18 protein-coding genes are annotated in these 16,558 nt (G+C 63.8%); 10 read left to right on the top strand and 8 right to left on the bottom strand.

All coding sequences use genetic code 11. The features are described from left to right. Positions 1–15 precede the first annotated feature (15 nt). The 4 genes from efp (at position 16) to AB5Y94_RS01695 (ending at position 3,241) form a co-directional block, all read left to right on the top strand. On the top strand, positions 16–582 hold the full coding sequence (gene efp / locus AB5Y94_RS01710; protein WP_005298294.1) for an elongation factor P: 567 nt from the start codon (positions 16–18) through the stop codon (positions 580–582). A gap of 139 nt (positions 583–721) precedes the next feature. Next, positions 722–1,348, top strand: a complete 627-nt coding sequence (locus tag AB5Y94_RS01705; protein ID WP_368204585.1) for a DUF2238 domain-containing protein — start codon at positions 722–724, stop codon at positions 1,346–1,348. Between the two features lie 66 nt (positions 1,349–1,414). Further along, positions 1,415–2,167, top strand: coding sequence for a DUF3530 family protein (locus AB5Y94_RS01700; protein WP_005298290.1), 753 nt, complete (start codon positions 1,415–1,417; stop codon positions 2,165–2,167). A gap of 117 nt (positions 2,168–2,284) precedes the next feature. Beyond that, complete coding sequence (locus AB5Y94_RS01695; RefSeq protein ID WP_017780553.1) at positions 2,285–3,241, top strand: D-2-hydroxyacid dehydrogenase; 957 nt, start codon at positions 2,285–2,287, stop codon at positions 3,239–3,241. A gap of 62 nt (positions 3,242–3,303) precedes the next feature. On the opposite strand, the gene AB5Y94_RS01690 is transcribed toward AB5Y94_RS01695, so the two are convergent. Both AB5Y94_RS01690 and AB5Y94_RS01685 read right to left on the bottom strand, forming a co-directional pair. Continuing rightward, positions 3,304–3,771, bottom strand: coding sequence for a YMGG-like glycine zipper-containing protein (locus AB5Y94_RS01690; protein ID WP_005298287.1), 468 nt, complete (start codon positions 3,769–3,771; stop codon positions 3,304–3,306). A gap of 209 nt (positions 3,772–3,980) precedes the next feature. Further along, complete coding sequence (locus AB5Y94_RS01685) at positions 3,981–5,540, bottom strand: diguanylate cyclase (protein ID WP_368204583.1); 1,560 nt, start codon at positions 5,538–5,540, stop codon at positions 3,981–3,983. Positions 5,541–5,828: 288 nt separating this feature from the next. Between AB5Y94_RS01685 and AB5Y94_RS01680 the strand changes: the two genes are divergently transcribed. Continuing rightward, positions 5,829–6,431 carry a nitroreductase family protein gene (locus tag AB5Y94_RS01680; protein WP_005298281.1) on the top strand — a complete coding sequence of 201 codons (603 nt, stop codon included), beginning with the start codon at positions 5,829–5,831 and terminating at the stop codon, positions 6,429–6,431. 46 nt (positions 6,432–6,477) lie between these two features. Here AB5Y94_RS01680 and AB5Y94_RS01675 read toward each other — a convergent pair whose 3' ends face one another. Together AB5Y94_RS01675 and AB5Y94_RS01670 are read right to left on the bottom strand one after the other, a co-directional pair. Then, a complete protein-coding gene (locus AB5Y94_RS01675) occupies positions 6,478–7,128 on the bottom strand; it encodes an HAD-IA family hydrolase (RefSeq protein ID WP_368204582.1) in 651 nt (216 codons plus the stop codon). Next, positions 7,125–7,370 carry a hypothetical protein gene (locus tag AB5Y94_RS01670; protein WP_017780557.1) on the bottom strand — a complete coding sequence of 82 codons (246 nt, stop codon included), beginning with the start codon at positions 7,368–7,370 and terminating at the stop codon, positions 7,125–7,127. The genes AB5Y94_RS01675 and AB5Y94_RS01670 overlap by 4 nt, the downstream gene beginning before the upstream one ends. A 116-nt stretch (positions 7,371–7,486) precedes the next feature. Between AB5Y94_RS01670 and AB5Y94_RS01665 the strand changes: the two genes are divergently transcribed. Further along, positions 7,487–8,395, top strand: coding sequence for a LysR family transcriptional regulator (locus tag AB5Y94_RS01665; protein ID WP_368204580.1), 909 nt, complete (start codon positions 7,487–7,489; stop codon positions 8,393–8,395). 76 nt (positions 8,396–8,471) lie between these two features. On the opposite strand, the gene AB5Y94_RS01660 is transcribed toward AB5Y94_RS01665, so the two are convergent. The 4 genes from AB5Y94_RS01660 to AB5Y94_RS01645 form a co-directional block, all read right to left on the bottom strand. Further along, positions 8,472–9,428, bottom strand: coding sequence for a diguanylate cyclase (locus AB5Y94_RS01660; protein WP_368204579.1), 957 nt, complete (start codon positions 9,426–9,428; stop codon positions 8,472–8,474). Positions 9,429–9,590: 162 nt separating this feature from the next. After that, positions 9,591–10,253 (bottom strand): excalibur calcium-binding domain-containing protein, encoded by a 663-nt coding sequence (locus AB5Y94_RS01655; protein WP_368204577.1) that lies wholly within the window; start codon positions 10,251–10,253, stop codon positions 9,591–9,593. Positions 10,254–10,369: 116 nt separating this feature from the next. Next, positions 10,370–10,936: a cysteine hydrolase family protein gene (locus AB5Y94_RS01650; RefSeq protein ID WP_268009449.1), complete on the bottom strand. Its 567-nt coding sequence runs from the start codon at positions 10,934–10,936 to the stop codon at positions 10,370–10,372. Positions 10,937–10,969: 33 nt separating this feature from the next. Further along, a complete protein-coding gene (locus tag AB5Y94_RS01645; protein WP_368204576.1) occupies positions 10,970–12,133 on the bottom strand; it encodes an FAD-dependent monooxygenase in 1,164 nt (387 codons plus the stop codon). 267 nt (positions 12,134–12,400) lie between these two features. Here AB5Y94_RS01645 and miaB point away from each other — a divergent pair, with 267 nt between their 5' ends. The 4 genes from miaB (at position 12,401) to corC (ending at position 16,374) form a co-directional block, all read left to right on the top strand. Continuing rightward, positions 12,401–13,834, top strand: coding sequence for a tRNA (N6-isopentenyl adenosine(37)-C2)-methylthiotransferase MiaB (gene miaB / locus AB5Y94_RS01640; protein WP_368204574.1), 1,434 nt, complete (start codon positions 12,401–12,403; stop codon positions 13,832–13,834). Positions 13,835–13,889: 55 nt separating this feature from the next. Further along, on the top strand, positions 13,890–14,933 hold the full coding sequence (locus AB5Y94_RS01635) for a PhoH family protein (protein WP_010633155.1): 1,044 nt from the start codon (positions 13,890–13,892) through the stop codon (positions 14,931–14,933). Beyond that, on the top strand, positions 14,930–15,394 hold the full coding sequence (ybeY, locus tag AB5Y94_RS01630; RefSeq protein ID WP_368204572.1) for an rRNA maturation RNase YbeY: 465 nt from the start codon (positions 14,930–14,932) through the stop codon (positions 15,392–15,394). The genes AB5Y94_RS01635 and ybeY overlap by 4 nt, the downstream gene beginning before the upstream one ends. Before the next feature lie 95 nt (positions 15,395–15,489). Beyond that, entirely contained in the window at positions 15,490–16,374 is an 885-nt protein-coding gene (gene corC, locus AB5Y94_RS01625) for a CNNM family magnesium/cobalt transport protein CorC (RefSeq protein ID WP_368204571.1), read from the top strand. The last annotated feature ends 184 nt before the right edge of the window (positions 16,375–16,558 follow it).

Below are 16,558 nucleotides of genomic sequence, written 5' to 3'. Positions count from 1 at the left end.
ACAGGAATTTTTTACATGAAAACCGCACAGGAAATCCGCGCTGGTAACGTAGTCATGATCGGCACCGAGCCGATGGTGGTCCAGAAGGCTGAATTCAACAAATCCGGCCGTAACTCCGCCGTGGTCAAAATGAAGCTGAAAGGCCTGCTGAACGGCAGCGCCACCGAGACCGTCTTCAAGGCCGACGACAAGCTGGACGTTGTTCAGCTGGAACGTAAAGAGTGCACCTACTCCTACTACTCCGACCCGCTGTACGTATTCATGGATACCGAATACAACCAGTACGACGTCGAGAAAGACAACCTGGGTGACGCGCTGAACTACCTGGTAGACGGCATGGAAGATCTGTGTGAAGTGACTTTCTACAACGAGAAAGCCATCTCCGTAGAGCTGCCGACCACCATCGTGCGCGAAGTTGAGTACACCGAGCCGGCTGCCCGTGGCGACACCTCCGGTAAAGTGACCAAGCCTGCCCGTCTGAAGGGCACCACCTACGAGCTGGCCGTTGCCGCCTTCGTAGAGATCGGTGACAAGATCGAAATCGATACCCGCACCGGTGAGTTCAAGCGTCGCGTCAACTAAGTTGACCTCTTGGATCAGTGGTAAAAAAGCGAGCCGTCGGCTCGCTTTTTTTATGGGCACATCGGCCCCCAGGCTGTATTCGCGGCGCAAACATGGCTAAATGGGGCATGCTGGCTTTTGCCATCCCTCGGAGCGCCCCATGACATCCCTGCACAAAGCGCTGTTGTTGCTGTTGACCCTGCTACTGCTGCTCCTCTCCGGCTGGCAACCCTATGACAGGGCGACCTGGCTGATGGAGGTCGCGCCCGTGTTCATCGCCATGCCGCTGCTTGTCCTGACGCACCGCTCTTTTCCGCTCACCAGCCTGCTCTATCTGTGCATCACCCTGCACGCCATGGTACTGATGCTGGGCGGCGCCTATACCTATGCCCGCGTCCCGCTCGGGTTCGAACTGCAGCAGTGGCTCGAGCTCGGTCGCAACCCCTATGACAAGATTGGCCACTTCTTCCAGGGCTTCGTGCCCGCCCTGGTGTGCCGGGAAATCCTGCTGCGCGGAGGCTATGTGCAGGGCCGGCACATGCTGGCGTTTCTGGTGGTCTGCGTGGTGCTCGCCATCAGCGCCACCTACGAGTTCATCGAGTGGGGGGCCGCCCTCGCGCTCGGTCAGGGGGCGGATGAGTTTCTCGGCACCCAGGGCGACCCCTGGGATACCCAGTCCGACATGTTCTTCGCCCTGATTGGCGCCGTCAGCGCCCTGCTGCTGCTCTCCCCCCTGCACGACCGCCAGCTGGCCGGGCTGGCCAGCCTCAAGAGACCGCCACGCTAGCACTGCCACTTCCCCTTCAGAAATCCGACCTGGTGCCGCTAACCCGAATAACCGGGGGAGCGCACTATGGCCAGACTGTTCTTATCACTGCTGTTACTGACCCTGCTGGCAGGCAACCCCTTGCAGGCCAGCGAGGGCACACCGCTCACGCCCCTCGACTACTGGCAGAACAGCGACTGGCAGGGGCTGCCCAACAGCACCCAGATCGACAAGCAGACAGTGCTGTTCGCCAAGCACGACAGCGACAGCTACGTGGGGCTCGCCATCCTCTTGCCCGACTGGCAGCGCAGCGGCCAGCTGTGGCAGCTGACCCGGGCCCTCGGCCGGCTCGGCTTCGACACCCTGCTGCTGCTCCCCTCACCGCAGCAAACCGAATTTGACCCCGCCGCCGAGAAGAAACAGCAGGCCATAGACGACTTTCGCAAGCAGTTCGCCACCCGCATCAGCAAGCTGGGGGACGCCAAGCTGCAGGAGGGGGGCTTCAAGCTGATACTGGCGCAGGGCACAGGCGCCGCCTGGGCCACCAACCTCATCGCCAGCGAACAGCTGCCCGCCCCCGATGCGCTGGTGCTGCTCGACGGCTTCTTCCCCGACCAGCAGAGCAACCAGATCTTCGCCAAGGAGATCGCCCAGGCCACCATGCCGACCCTCGACCTCTATCAGGAGGATGGCGGACGCTGGCCGCTGCTGGCCGCCGAGGCGCGCAGAAGCGAGAGCCGCCGCAGCCACAAGCTCAACTACCGCCCCTACGCCCTGTTGGAGCTGGATGAAACGCCGACCCGGATCCAGGGCTGGCTCACCCACCTCGGCTGGCTCTGACACCAAAAATGCCGCCTGTCTCACATCCGGCGCGATTGCCAAGGCCTTGAGGTGCAGCAAACTGGCCCTCGGCCGCCGATGTTTGGCATCATGAACGCCTCAACGGCAGGAGGCTTCATGCAGCAAATTGTGTTTCTCGACAGTGATACCCTGGATACCGGCATCACCCTGCGCCACCCCGACTTTCCCCACCACTGGCAGAGCTACCCGAGCACGGCCCCCGAGCAGGTAGTGGCGCGGCTCAAAGACGCCAGCATCGCCATCATCAACAAGGTGCGCATCGGCGCAGCCGAGCTGGCCCAGCTGCCGGAGCTCAGACTCATCGCCCTGGCCGCCACCGGCAGCGACAACGTGGATCTGGAGGCATGCCGCGCCGCCAACGTCGGCGTCTGCAACATCCGCAACTACTCGGGCCCCTCGGTGCCGGAACACGCCATGGCGCTGATGCTGGCCCTGGCGCGCAACCTCTTCTGCTGGCGCCAGTCGCTGCTGGAGGGGCGCTGGCAGCAGAGCGGCCAGTTCTGCTTCTTCGATCACCACATCACGGATCTGCACGGCAAGCGGCTCGGCATCATCGGCAAGGGGACCCTCGGCCAGGCCCTCGGCGAGCGGGCCAGGGGGATCGGCATGGAGGTGCGTTACGCCCAGAGCCAAGTCGGCGCCAGCCACGACGAGGATCGGCTGCCGCTGGATGAGCTGCTGCAAAGCGCGGACGTCATCAGCCTGCACTGCCCGCTCACCCCCTATACCCGCAACCTCATCGGCGAGCGGGAGCTGGGGCTGATGAAGCCGGGTGCCCTGCTGATCAACGTCGGCCGCGGCGGTCTGGTGGACGAGGAGGCCCTGCTGCGAGCGCTGGCCAACGGTCGCCTCGGCGGCGCCGGTTTCGACGTGGCAAGCGTCGAACCGCCGCCCCCCGACCACCCCTTGATGAAGGCGCTGCAGTACCCCCACTTCATCCTCACCCCTCACGTGGCCTGGGCCAGCGAGGAGTCGATGCAGCGCCTCGCCGATCAGCTCATCGACAACATCAACGCCTTCGCCGAGGGGCGCCGCCAGCACCGGCTGGTGTGACCCCTCTGGCGACCAAAACGAGAGAGGGGCCCATCGGCCCCTCTCTCAATTGCTGGCTGCGATCAATCATCGTCGTGCCATCTGTGTTTCTTGTGCTTCTTGTGTTTCTTGTAGTGCCTGTGGTCATCGTCGTAGTAGCGATCGTTGCTCTTGTGGCCATCCCCGGTCTTGGCCCCGATGGCAGAGCCGCTGGCCCCGCCGACGCCGGCCCCGATCAGTTGGCCCGTGCTGCCACCCACGCTCTTGCCGATGGCGGCCCCGCCCAGCGCCCCGACGGCCCCGCCGAGGGCAGCTTCATTCTTGTTGCCCTTGTTGGCCGTGGCCGCGCCACCGGCCGCCCCGCCCAGTGCCGCCCCCACCAAGGCGCCGGTGTCACCGCCCAGCTCCTTGCCGATCATGGTGCCGGCCACGCCGCCCGCACCGCCGCCCAGGATGGTGTTGAGGGTCTCCGACGCCTGCGCCGCACCGCTGGCCAGCAGCAGTGAGCCCAACAGGGCCAGGGCGCGCATGCCGTGCTTGTTCATCTCCATGGGGTACTCCTGTCAAACCTGATTAATTTCCCCGAACTATACGATTCCCGGCAAAGGGCGCCACTGTCGCAGCAGAGCGACACCCGGCCAGGCACGACCTGCCGCGCTGACCAAATCAGGATTAACCTTTTGAATTTGCTTACTAAAAAACAGATGTTGTGAAATAGCAGCAGAGGCAGTCGCTGGCCCCCCGGGCAGAGCGCCCCCGCTCACCCATGATCGATATGACAGGATCTGTCAGCATCTCCGTCCGGCCGGGGCCACTGCGTCAGCGACCAGCCGTCGCGCCCCAGCCGTTTGCTCCGGTAGAGGCACTCGTCGGCCCGCTCGAACAGCAGGGCCCCGTCCTCCGGGCAGTGGGCGCCGCCCACGCTCAGGGTCACCGCCTCGTGAAACTCGCGCCAGCGCTGGTTGCGCACCCTGGTCAGCAACCGGGTCAGCCCCGCCTCCAGCTCGCTGCGCGGCCAGGGCAGCAGGGCGGCAAATTCGTCCCCCCCGATCCGGAAGACGCTGCCGCTGCCAAGCTCGCTCACCAGCAGCTCGGCCACCCGGCATAGCACGCCATCCCCCACCGCATGCCCCCAGCTGTCGTTGATGCGCTTGAAGTGATCCACGTCGAACAGCAGCAGCCAGTGGGGTGTCGCGCGCTCTTCCAGCTCGGCGCGACGCTGGGTGAAGGCCCGCCGGTTCATGATGCCGGTGAGGGGATCGTGCAGCAGCGCATCCTGCCCCTGCAGAAAACTCGCCCGCACCTGATCTATCTCGCTGAGGCTGTCGTGTACGAACCAGGTCTTCAGCCGGCCGGGTCTCCTGGCCTGGGTCGGATCCCGCACTATGCCGGTCAGCGAGCCCGCCACCAGCGCCTGCTCCTGATTGAACACCCGCACCAGAAAGTTGATGCTGCAAAACCAGATGGCAAACAGCAGGAGCAGCGGCAGCGCCACCATCAGCAGGGCTTCTTCAAGGTCGTCATGAAACAGCCTTGGCGGCAGATAGATGTTGAGATCCCAGTCGATATCCTCCAGCTCACGGCGCAGATGACTGCCGTGCCAGATCACCGCCAGCCCCTTGTCCGCACCGCCCGGCTCGGCCGCTGACGGCTGATAGAGCCCCATGTTGCTGCCCACCACCAGCTTTCCGTCCTCCCGCGCACTGATGTAGATGGCCGCCCGGTTGCTGCCCATGGCCCGCTGCAACGCCTGTTCGATGGTGTTGAAGGACATGTCGACCATCAGCAGGCCGAGCAGTTGATCATCCAGCCCCTTTACCCGCTTGATGAGGGTCAGGATCGGCTTTTGGGTGTCGAACGCCGGATAGGGGCCGAGCCAGACGAGATCCGCCCCCGGCATCGACAACGCCCGATACCAGGGCCGGCTGGCGGCACGATACTCGACCGGCTGCTGCCAGGCAGGGTAGCTGCTGAGGCGATCCGTCTGCGGGTGATAGAAGTAGATGTAGTGGCTGTCGCGCTTGATCTGGTGGGCAATGGCCCAGAGCGGGTTGTCGGCCGGCTCGCCGCGGGCGATGGCGGCCTTGTCCAGCGACGCCTCCAGCACGGCGATCTGACGCTGGTTGGCCAGCACCAGCTCGTGGATCAGGGCTGCTTCGAGGGAGGAGAGCATGTGACCGTAGCCGGTCACCGTCTTGTCGATGCTGCGCAGATAGCTGGCCATCGCCAGGGTGAGGGTGACCACCAGCACCAGGGCCCCCAGCAAGAGGGTAAACGAGGTCAACAGATAATAACGCCGACTAACCAACCACTGGATCATCAACACCCCGCAACAAAAACTGGAATGCGAGAATTTTATGGTGCTCAAACGGAATTATTCATTGATTGATATCAGCCGGATTTCGGCTAACTGACAAAAAACACATAAACGTGACGCCGCTCTCCCGCGTCACGAAGAGGCATATCAACAAAAAGTAAAAACAGTGACCACTGTGCGTTGACGGCTAATCCGCAAGAGGGTGTTATAGTCTACAACTCGAGCAATCGGAGCCGGATGGCCTTGCCAAGGATCACCGAAGACGATTCCCCGTCAAACAAAGGAGATGTTATGAGCAGTCCGTTTATCGAACAGATCAAAGTACGTCGTACCATCTATGCCCTGGGTGACCAGGTTTCCCATACGCCGGAGCAGCTGACCGCCCTCATCCAGGACGCCATCAAGCACAGTCCCTCCTCGTTCAACTCCCAGAGCTCCCGCGCCGTCATCCTGTTTGGTGCCCAGCATCACAAGCTGTGGGATATCGTCAAGGCAGAGCTGAAGAAGATAGTGCCGCCGGAAGCCTACGCCCAGAGCGAAGCCAAGGTGAATGGCAGCTTCCGCGCAGGTGTCGGCACAGTGCTGTTTTTCGAAGACACCGACGTCATCAAGGATCTGCAGCAAAAATTCGCCCTCTACGCCGACAACTTCCCCATCTGGTCGGAACATGCTACCGGCATCGCCCAGTTTGCGGTCTGGACCACTCTGGCCCAGGAGAAGATCGGCGCCTCCCTGCAGCACTACAACCCGCTCATCGACGAGGCGGTGCGCAAGGAGTGGAACCTGCCCGCCAGCTGGCTGCTGCGCGCCCAGATGCCCTTTGGCAGCATCCAGCAACCGGCCGGTGACAAGACCTTCATGGACGACGCCGAGCGTTTTCGCGTGTTCAAGTAATTGCCCCATCGCCAGTCAGGCCCCCGCTCGCGGGGGCTTTTTGTTGTCAGGTGAGCAGCGTCAGCTGCAGACCCTCAGCCTCCACCACCACACTCACCTGGCGCCAGTCCTGGATCAGGGCGCTGATGCCGGGACTGAGCCGCTGCCTGCCCCCCACCTGTACCACCCGGCAACCCGCCCGCAGGGCGCTGCTGATGCCGGCGGGCGCATCTTCAAACACCAGGCAATCGGCGGCAGCCAGCCCCAGACGCTCGGCCGCCAGCAGGTAGGGTTCGGGATCCGGCTTGCCGTACTCCACATCCTCGGCCCCCACCAGCAGGGCGGGCAGCGGCAGACCGGCGCTGCGCAGCCTATGCCTGGCCACCCGCTGACTGGCGGAGGTCACCAGCGCCCAACGCTCGACGGGCAGACTTGCCAGCAGGGTCCGGGCGCCGGCGAGGGCCTCGGCCTGGCCGGTGTGATGGATCTCGAGATCATCGAGCAGGGCCACCTCCTGCGCCAGGTCGAGCTGCGGAGCTAGGATGCGGATCACCTCCCGCGAGCGCACCCCGTGGCACATGGCCAGCACGGGCTCGGGATCCAGCCGGTGGCGGCGACACCAGAGCCGCCACACCGTCTCCACCTCGCCGGTGGAGTGCACCAGGGTGCCATCCATGTCCAGCAGCAGGGCGCGGGCCCGCAGCGTGAGTATGCTCATGAAACGGCTCCGGCCACGGCGGGTTCGGCCCCGGCCAGAATATCGCCGAAGGCCCGCCGCTGGGCTGCCTGCTCATAACAGGCCAGCGCCTGCTCGGCATTGCTCGCCCAGACTTGCAGCGGACCCACCGCAAAGCCCTGCTGCAACAGGCTGGTCAGCAGCTCCCCCGTCTCCGGTGCAGCCAGCGGCTGGGCCAGCACCAGATCTCCCTTGATCAAAAACAGATAGCGTTCGGCAGGCATGAATGACTCCTTGTTAGCAAGCTGACGGGGCCGACAGGGCCCGCTTCAGGTCTATTAGAACAAGTCAGTTAGATAATTTATAATCACAAAATGGCCACTTTCGATAACCAAACAGAATGAAATTCGATTTGAGACAGCTGCAGGCCTTCGTGACCCTGGCGGAGACCGCCAACTACCGGGAGGCCGCCAACCGCCTGTTCATCACCCAGCCGGCGCTCACCAAGCAGATCCAGGGGCTGGAGCAGACCCTCGGCAGCACCCTGTTCAACCGGGGGCGCCACGGCGCCGAGCTGACCGCCATCGGCACCCAGCTGCTCACCCAGGCCAGGGCGCTGGTCGAGCATGGCAAGGGCTTTGAGCGCCACGCCCTGGCGCTGGCCAGCGGCATTGCCGGACGACTCAAGATTGGTTTCGGACTGTCGAGCTTTGCGCTGGCGCCGGCGCTGGTGGCCCGCTTCAAACAGCAGGCCCCCGATGTGATGGTGCACCTGCAGGACATGACCTCCGCCATCCAGCAGGAGCGGCTGCTGTCGGGTCAGCTGCAGCTCGGCTTCATGCGCCGGCCCCAGGCCCCGCAGCTTAGGGAGCACAGGTTGCTGACCGACCGGCTGGTGCTGGCGGTGCCGACCCAGATGACGCAGCCGGATCCGGCCGCCTTCGACATCGAGCAAGCCTTGGCCAGCCAGCCATTGCTGCAGATGGTGGGACACCGCTGCCCCGGCCTCAGCCAGCAGATCGCCAGCTTCCTCGGCGCCAACCGGCTGACCGGCATGGTGCAGGAGGCAGAAGATATCCAGACCCTGGTGGCGCTGGTGGCCGCCGGCATCGGCAACGCCATCCTGCCGCGCAGCGTCAGCTTCATCGCGGGCCGGGACGTCACCCTCTATCCCCTCTCCGGCCCCTGCTCCGAGTGGGAGATAAGCCTGGTGTGGAACCCCGACTTTGCCGACCCGATCCGCGATCGTTTCTTGCAACTGGTCGTCGACGCCCATCCCGATCCGCAGCCGGCCGGGCAACAGCGTTAACAGAGAGCAGAATCGTTAATAGAGTGCAGAATCGTTAATAGAGTGCAGGGTCGCAGGCAGGATAAAACGAGGAATATCAGGGGGATGGCAGGGCACTGCAGCTGACGCTGTGGCAACGATTCTTGCCCCCCTGCTTGGCCAGATAGAGCGCCATGTCGGCGGCGCTCAGCAGCTCCTCCTCCGAGACGCGGGCCTGCTGCGGCAGCAGGGTGGCGATGCCAACGCTGGCGCTGAGCCTAAGGGTGTCCGCCCCCTGGATCAGCAGCTCGCCGATGCCGAGGCGAATGGCCTCCCCCATGCGGGAGGCGGCCTCGGCCCCGGTGTTGCCGAGGATCAGGGCAAATTCGTCGCCGCCGAAACGGCTCGGCAGATCGGTGGCTCGCTGGCAAAAGGTGCTCAGCAGCCGACCCACCTGCTGCAAGAAGTCATCCCCCACCTGATGGCCGAAGTGGTCATTGCACAGCTTGAAGTTGTCCAGATCCAGCATGATGAAAGAGAGCGGGGTCTGTTCGCGCATGCTGCGCCGCCACTCGTTGTGCAGAAAGCTGTTGAACAGTCGCCGGTTGGCCAGCCCGGTCAGCGGGTCGTGCAGGGAGAGGTAGGCCATGTCCAGCTCCTGCAGCTTGCGCTCGGTGACGTTGATGTGGCTGATGGTGTAGAACTCGGCCTCGATACCCGGGATGGCGGAGACCCGCATCATGAACCAGCGCTGGGTGTCCGGGCTGTGACAGGGATACTCCAGATGAAAGTGCTGCTGTTCATGGCGCAGCACCCGCCGGATCCCCTCCGCCGCCATCAAGGCCAGCGGCTCCACCGAGTTGTCGCACACCCGCAAGTAGTTGACCCCCAGCCAGTCATAGCCTGCCGGCATGCCATTCTGCTCGGCAAAGCGATTCCAGGCGAGGTTGGTGTAGTGGATGACGCCATCCCGGTCGATCACCGAGATCTGCTCCTCCAGCGAATTGAGCAGCGCGGCCAGGTATTGCGCCCGATCGGAGAAGTGAAACAGTGAGCCCTGAAAATAGTCCGCCATGACCGCACTCCTCACCCAAAAACGACGTCCCCGGCATGGCCGCGACAACCTGAGCCATCCCGGCCCGCCCACGTGTTGCCAATGACCGGGGCCACACCTGCCATGACCCGACCAGCAAGATAATGATAGATGATCAACGACTTGAGTCGGCCCCCGGGCCCGCTAGTGGCCACACCACTGCCGCTCGCAGGGGATGCCGTCGCCCTCGCCATCCATCCTGGTATTGGGGCAGTTTTGCAAAAACCAGGTCGCCTCCTCGCAGGAGGTCATCTGGGAGCAGTACTGCCGACCGTCGCACTGGCGGACGAAGGTGGCGGCCTGCTGCGGGCTGTCCGAGGGGTCGACCTCTACCTGGCTGAACGAGGAAGTGGAGGTAGGTGAGACCGACTCGGCCGAAAAACGGGAGTAGAGGGAGAAGATCCCGACCAGCACCAGCAGCGGGATGAGCTTGCCGCGCCAGTGGCTGCGGCGCCGGTTGGCGGGGCGAGGACCCGTGTGCTGCGGGGTAGGCCCGCGGCCCGCCGGGATGCGATTGCCCTCCGACATGCGGCGACCCGCCGGCGTGGGTCGACTCTCATTGCCGTCTGCCAGCGACAGGGGACGCTCGGGGAAAAACACCTGCTCGGCCCTGGGCTTGCCATCCTGGCCGGCTCCCACCAGGTAGGAGACCCGCTCCCCCGCCATGGGCGGCAGGCCGTCGCACCTCAGTGCCGAGATGTGCACGAACAGTTCGGCCCCTTTCGGGGTACCCTCGCCCTGCTCGGGCGCGATAAAACCAAAGCCGCGCGCCTCGTTCCAGCGCACGATCCGTCCCTGATAACGCATGTCCCCATCCTTGTGGCCATCGATGCTCGCTTCATGTTGCCCAAAATGGCTGCGGCCCGACAGGGGGCCGCAGACAAAATGTCAAAACAGTGAGCAAGCCCCGCTTGCCGCCGGGCTCAGGCCAGCTGGGCCACCTTGATGATCTCGGCGATGCGGCCGAGCAGGCGCAGCGAGGCATGGTGCTCGTTGGCATCCGCCGCTGCGCAGGCATCTTCCAGGATGGTGATGGCGTAATCCCGATCGTGACCCTCCCGCGTCGCCGCCTGAATGGCCCAGCTGGTGCTCACCCCGCACAGATAGAGGTGCTCGATGCGATTGGCCCGCAGCGCCGGCTCCAGCGCCGTGCCGTAGAAGGGGCTGACCCTGGGCTTGGTCAGCACCAGATCGCCGGGTTGCACATCCAGGTCAGGGTGAAAGTCGGTGCCGGAGTCGGCCAGCGACAGTGCCCCGAACTGGTGGGCCCGACCAAACATGGGGGAGCCCTTGGGCTGCAGCAGATAGTGCGGGTCAAAGCCCACCTTGATCTGCACCACCAGCCAGCCGTGGGCGCGGGCATGGGCCAGCGCCTGGTTGGCGTGCGCGATGGCGTCCTGCTCCAGCACATGGGCCGCCGAGGCGGCGATGCGCCCGTCCGGGTGGGCGATGTCGTTGATGAAATCGATCACCAGCAATGCCTTGTTCATGGGCTCTCCTCCCTCATGATGGCGCCACGCGCCTTAAACCAGCCCCAGCGCATAGCGTAGAGCCATCTCCTTGAGCGGGCCCGCCTTGTCCGCCAGATTGAGAGCCAGGTTGCGGGCCAGCTTGAGCGGGCCTATCTCGTTGCTGAACACGCCGTAGAAGAGATCCATCCCCGACTGCATCAGCAGGTTGTCCGGGCGGCGCCGCCGTTCATAGCGGGTCGCCAGCTCGGGCTTGTGCCACTCGGCACCGGCACTGTGCAACAGATCCGCCCAGCAGGCCACGTCCTTGAAGCCGAGATTGACCCCCTGCCCCGCCAGCGGGTTGATGGTGTGGGCGGCATCACCCAGCAGCACCACCCGGCCGGCGTGGTAGTCGTTGGCGTGACGGCGCACCAGCGGGAAACTCCCCTTGCCAGTCACGGAAAAACCACCGAGGCGAGCCGGGAAGTGGCGGCGCACCTCGGCGGCCAGCCCCTCGTTCCTCATGGCCGCCAGCGTCCGGATGCGGGCCGGACTGTCATACCACACCAGGGAACCGTGCCGGCCCAGCAGCGGCAGGAAGGCGCGCGGGCCGCGCGGGGTAAACTGCTGCCAGGTGATGTCTTCCTGCTCGAAGTCGGTGTCGATGTTGATCAGCATGCAGTGCTGTCGGTATTCAAAACGCGACACCCCGATGCCGGCCAGCTGGCGGGTGCGGGATTCGGCGCCATCGCACGCCAGCACCCAGCGGGCGGCCAGCTCGCTGCCATCATCCAGGGTCAGCACCGCCTCGTCCGCGCCCTGGCGCAGGCTGGTCACCGCCGCCGGGGTGTGGGTCTGGATGTTGGGGAAATCTTCCATGCGTCTGAGCAACGCCAGCTGCACCAGCCGGTTCTCGATGATGTAGCCGAGCTGGGGAAGGCCGAGGTCGGCGGCGTTGAAGCGGGTGACGAAGCCGTCCAGCTCCCAGGTCTCCAGCCGGCGATAGGGGCACAGCCGCATCTGTTGCAGGTGCTGCCAGGCACCGGCCTGCTCCAGCAGGGCCACCGAGGCCTGACTGATGGCGGAGACCCGCAGATCCAGCGGCTGCTCGGGGGCGTACTGCTCCGGCAACCGGGTCTCGATGACCCGGATGGAGAGGCCCTGCGCCGCCAGCAGACAGGCGGTGGCGGCGCCGACCATGCCGGCCCCGACGATGGCGATATCACACTGTTCCATAACTTGATTCCTGCAAGGTGTGGGACCGGACAAGGGGAGCGCGCAGCCGGACCGAATGGTCACATGATACCGCAAGGGGCGCCGAGAAACAGTGAAGGCCGTGGAGAATTAGTGCGCCAAATCAAGGAGAAAGCCGATGCCTCTCGGGGCGGCTGCGGCTGCGTTCCGGCCATGGCGGGCTGGATATTTGCTAGGCAGTCTCCGGATTGCGGAGTAAAATGCCCGGTCCTTTGACCATGCCGCATTCAAAACAAGTCAAGAGAAGCAATGAGCAAGAAACTTCACATTAAAACCTGGGGCTGCCAGATGAACGAGTACGACTCGTCCAAGATGGCCGACCTGTTGGATGCCAGCAATGGCTACACGCTGACCGAAGAGCCCGAAGAGGCAGACGTTTTGCTGCTCAACACCTGCTCCATCCGCGAAAAGGCGCAGGAGAAGGTGTTCCACCAGCTGGGACGCTGGAAAAAACTGAAAGCGAACAAGCCCGGTCTGGTGATCGGCGTGGGCGGCTGTGTCGCCTCCCAGGAGGGGGACAACATTCGCACCCGCGCCCCCTATGTGGACATAGTGTTCGGTCCGCAGACCCTGCATCGCCTGCCCACCATGATCAAGCAGGTACAGGAGGGGCGTGGCGCCCAGGTGGACGTCGCCTTCCCCGAAATCGAGAAGTTCGACAGCCTGCCCGAGCCGCGCGCCGAAGGGGCGACCGCCTTCGTCTCCATCATGGAAGGCTGCTCCAAATACTGCTCCTTCTGCGTGGTGCCCTACACCCGCGGCGAGGAGGTGAGCCGCCCGCTCGACGACGTGCTCTATGAAATCGCCCAGCTCGCCCAGCAGGGCGTGCGCGAAGTGAACCTGCTCGGCCAGAACGTCAACGCCTACCGGGGCCCGACCTTCGACGGCGGCATCTGCACCTTCGCCGAGCTGCTGCGACTGGTGGCCGCCATCGACGGCATCGACCGCATTCGCTACACCACCAGCCACCCCATCGAGTTCACCGATGACATCATCGAGGTCTACAAGGACACCCCGGAAGTGGTCAGCTTCCTGCACCTGCCGGTACAGAGCGGCTCCGACCGCATCCTGACCATGATGAAACGCCCGCACACCGTGCTGGAGTACAAGTCCAAGATCCGCCGCCTGCGTGCCGCCCGTCCCGACATCACCATCAGTTCCGACTTCATCGTCGGCTTCCCGAACGAGACGGACGAGGATTTCGAGGCCACCATGAAACTCATCGAGGAGATCAACTTCGACATGAGCTTCAGCTTCATCTACAGCCCGCGCCCCGGTACCCCGGCCGCCGACCTGCCCGATGATGTCGACATGGAGGTGAAGAAAGCCCGCCTGAGCCGCCTGCAGCACGTCATCAACAACCAGGCGATGCAGATTGGCCGCGCCATGCTGGGCTCCACCCAGCGCATCCTGGTGGAAGGGCCCTCCAAGCTCGACCCCATGCAACTGTGTGGCCGCACCGAGAACAACCGGGTGGTCAACTTCGAAGGCCCGCACACCCTGATCGGCGGCTTTGCCGACGTGGAGATCACCGAGGTGCGCCCCAACTCCCTGCGCGGCAAATTCCTGCGCGGCGAGAACGAGATGAACCTGCGCATCGCCACCGCCCCGAGCGAAATCCTGGCCCGCCGCCCGGACAACGTACCGGACCAGCTGGGCGTGGCCGCCTTCACTCCCCACTAATCTGTTCACCCCATCCGGCCCCGGCCGGATGGGATCGCGTCAAGACGAGGACACTTTGAGCCGACACCTCTCGACCCTGAATCTGCATCTGGAACCCGCCGACAACCAGCGTCTCGCCAGTCTGTGCGGCCCGTTCGATGACAACATCAAACAGCTGGAGCGCCGCCTCGGCGTCGAGATCAGCTACCGCGACAACCACTTCCAGCTGCTAGGTAAACAGGCCCAGGTGGACGCGGCCGCCGTCATCATCAAGCACCTCTATGTGGAAACCCAGCCGCTCAAGGGCGGCAAGGTGACCGACATCACCCCCGACATGGTCCATCTGGCCATTCAGGAGTCGCGGGTGCTGGAGCAGGATGACGAGCCGGCGCCGAGCATCCCCTACGGCAAGGAGGTGACGGTCAAGACCAAACGTGGCCTCATCAAGCCGCGCAGCCCCAATCAGGCCCAGTACATCGCCAATATCGTGCGCCACGACATCTGCTTCGGCATAGGCCCTGCAGGAACAGGCAAGACCTATCTGGCGGTGGCGGCGGCGGTGGATGCGCTGGAGCGCCAGGAGATCCGTCGCATCCTGCTGACCCGGCCGGCGGTGGAAGCGGGCGAGAAGCTCGGCTTCCTGCCCGGTGATCTCTCCCAGAAGGTGGATCCCTACCTGCGCCCGCTCTACGACGCCCTGTTCGAGATGCTGGGCTTTGAGCGGGTGGAGAAGCTGATGGAGCGCAACATCATCGAAGTGGCGCCGCTCGCCTACATGCGCGGCCGCACCCTCAATGACGCCTTCATCATCCTGGACGAAGCCCAGAACACCACCACCGAGCAGATGAAGATGTTCCTGACCCGCATCGGCTTCAACTCCAAGGCGGTGGTCACCGGTGACATCACCCAGATAGACCTGCCCCGCAACCAGAAATCGGGCCTGCGCCACGCGCTGGAAGTGCTGCAGAATGTCGACGGCCTGTCGTTCAACTTCTTCCAGTCCGCCGACGTGGTGCGCCACCCTGTGGTGGCCCGCATCGTGCAGGCCTACGAGGCGTTCGATGCCAAACAGGCGGCCGACAAAGTCGCCACCCACACCAGTAAAGAGAGTGCCCAATGAGCGTGACCCTGGATCTGCAACTGGCCAGTGCCAACACCGACGGCCTGCCGAGCGAGGCCCAGCTGCAGGGCTGGCTCGACGGCACCATTCTCGGCTTCCAGCAGGAGGCCGAAGTGACGGTGCGCATCGTCGACGAGGCGGAGAGCAACGAGCTCAACCTCACCTATCGCGGCAAGGACAAGCCCACCAACGTGCTCTCCTTCCCGTTCGAGGCACCACCCGGCCTGGAGCTGCCGCTGCTGGGCGATCTGGTGATCTGCCGCCAGGTGGTGGAGCACGAAGCCATCGAGCAGGGCAAGCCGCTGATGGCCCACTGGGCCCATATGGTTGTGCACGGCAGTCTCCATCTGCTAGGTTATGACCATATCGAGGATGACGAGGCCGAAGAGATGGAAGCGCTCGAGCGCGACATCATGCAGGAGCTCGGTTTCGCCGATCCTTATCTGAACGACGAAGAGTAAACCGCGGGATGGTCATCGCCTTGAAACAGCCGATGGTCATCCTCATATAGCCACAACGATTTCAAGTGTGTTCATACGAGTAACCAAGAGAGAAAATGACCGACGATCACCCTAGTACCGGCTCGCCGAAGAAAACCTGGCTCGACAAACTCAGCCAACTCTTCCAGGGCGAGCCAAAAGACCGCAACGATTTGGTGGAAGTGATAGCCGACGCCGAAGAGCGCGATCTCATCGATCAGGACACCAAGGACATGATCGAGGGGGTGCTCGAAATTGCCGAGCTGCGCGTGCGCGACATCATGATCCCCCGCTCCCAGATGGTGACCATCGAGAAATCCCAGCCGGTGGACGAGTTCCTGCCCGTCATCATCGAATCCGGCCACTCCCGTTTCCCGGTGATCAACGAGGACAAGGATCACGTGGAGGGCATCTTGCTCGCCAAGGATCTGCTGCCGTTCGGGTTCGGCGGCCACCATGCCAGCGAACCGCTGCAACTGGAGAATATCCTGCGCCCCACGGTGATCGTGCCCGAGAGCAAGCGGGTCGACCGGCTGCTCAAGGAGTTTCGCGAAGAGCGCTACCACATGGCCATCGTGGTGGACGAGTTCGGCGGCGTCTCCGGTCTGGTGACCATCGAGGACATCCTTGAGCTCATCGTCGGCGAGATTGACGACGAATTCGACGACATCGAAGACGAGCCGGACGAGATCCGCCGCATCAGCAAACGGGTCTTCTCGGTGAGCGCCCTCACCGAGATCGAGGATTTCAACGACTTCTTTGGCACCCAGTTCAGCGATGAAGAGGTGGATACCGTCGGCGGTCTGGTGATGCACGCCTTCAGCCACCTGCCCAAGAAGGGCGAGGAGATCGAGCTGGACGGCTACCTGTTCAAGGTGATGCATGCCGACAAGCGTCGTCTGCAGCAGCTGCAGGTGAAGATCCCCGACAATCATGTCGCGGCCCAGTCCGAGGCCCAATAAGCCCTGGTTCGAGTCAACAGCGCCCCGCCCGTCGGGGCGCTGTTCGTTTGACCACATACAACCCCTGTTTCCCACCGGCTACCGGGCCCGTCATCACCCTTTTATCCCCTCGCTTCGGGCCGTCGGCCGGGAGGCTCGCCGTTGACCGCCTTTACGGGTTAAGATACCGGCCATTCAACCCATA

This window comes from Aeromonas sp. s5 (genome assembly GCF_040907865.1).
GTDB classification, from domain to species: Bacteria; Pseudomonadota; Gammaproteobacteria; order Enterobacterales; family Aeromonadaceae; genus Aeromonas; species Aeromonas dhakensis.
This window is presented reverse-complemented; position numbering and strand designations above follow the sequence as displayed.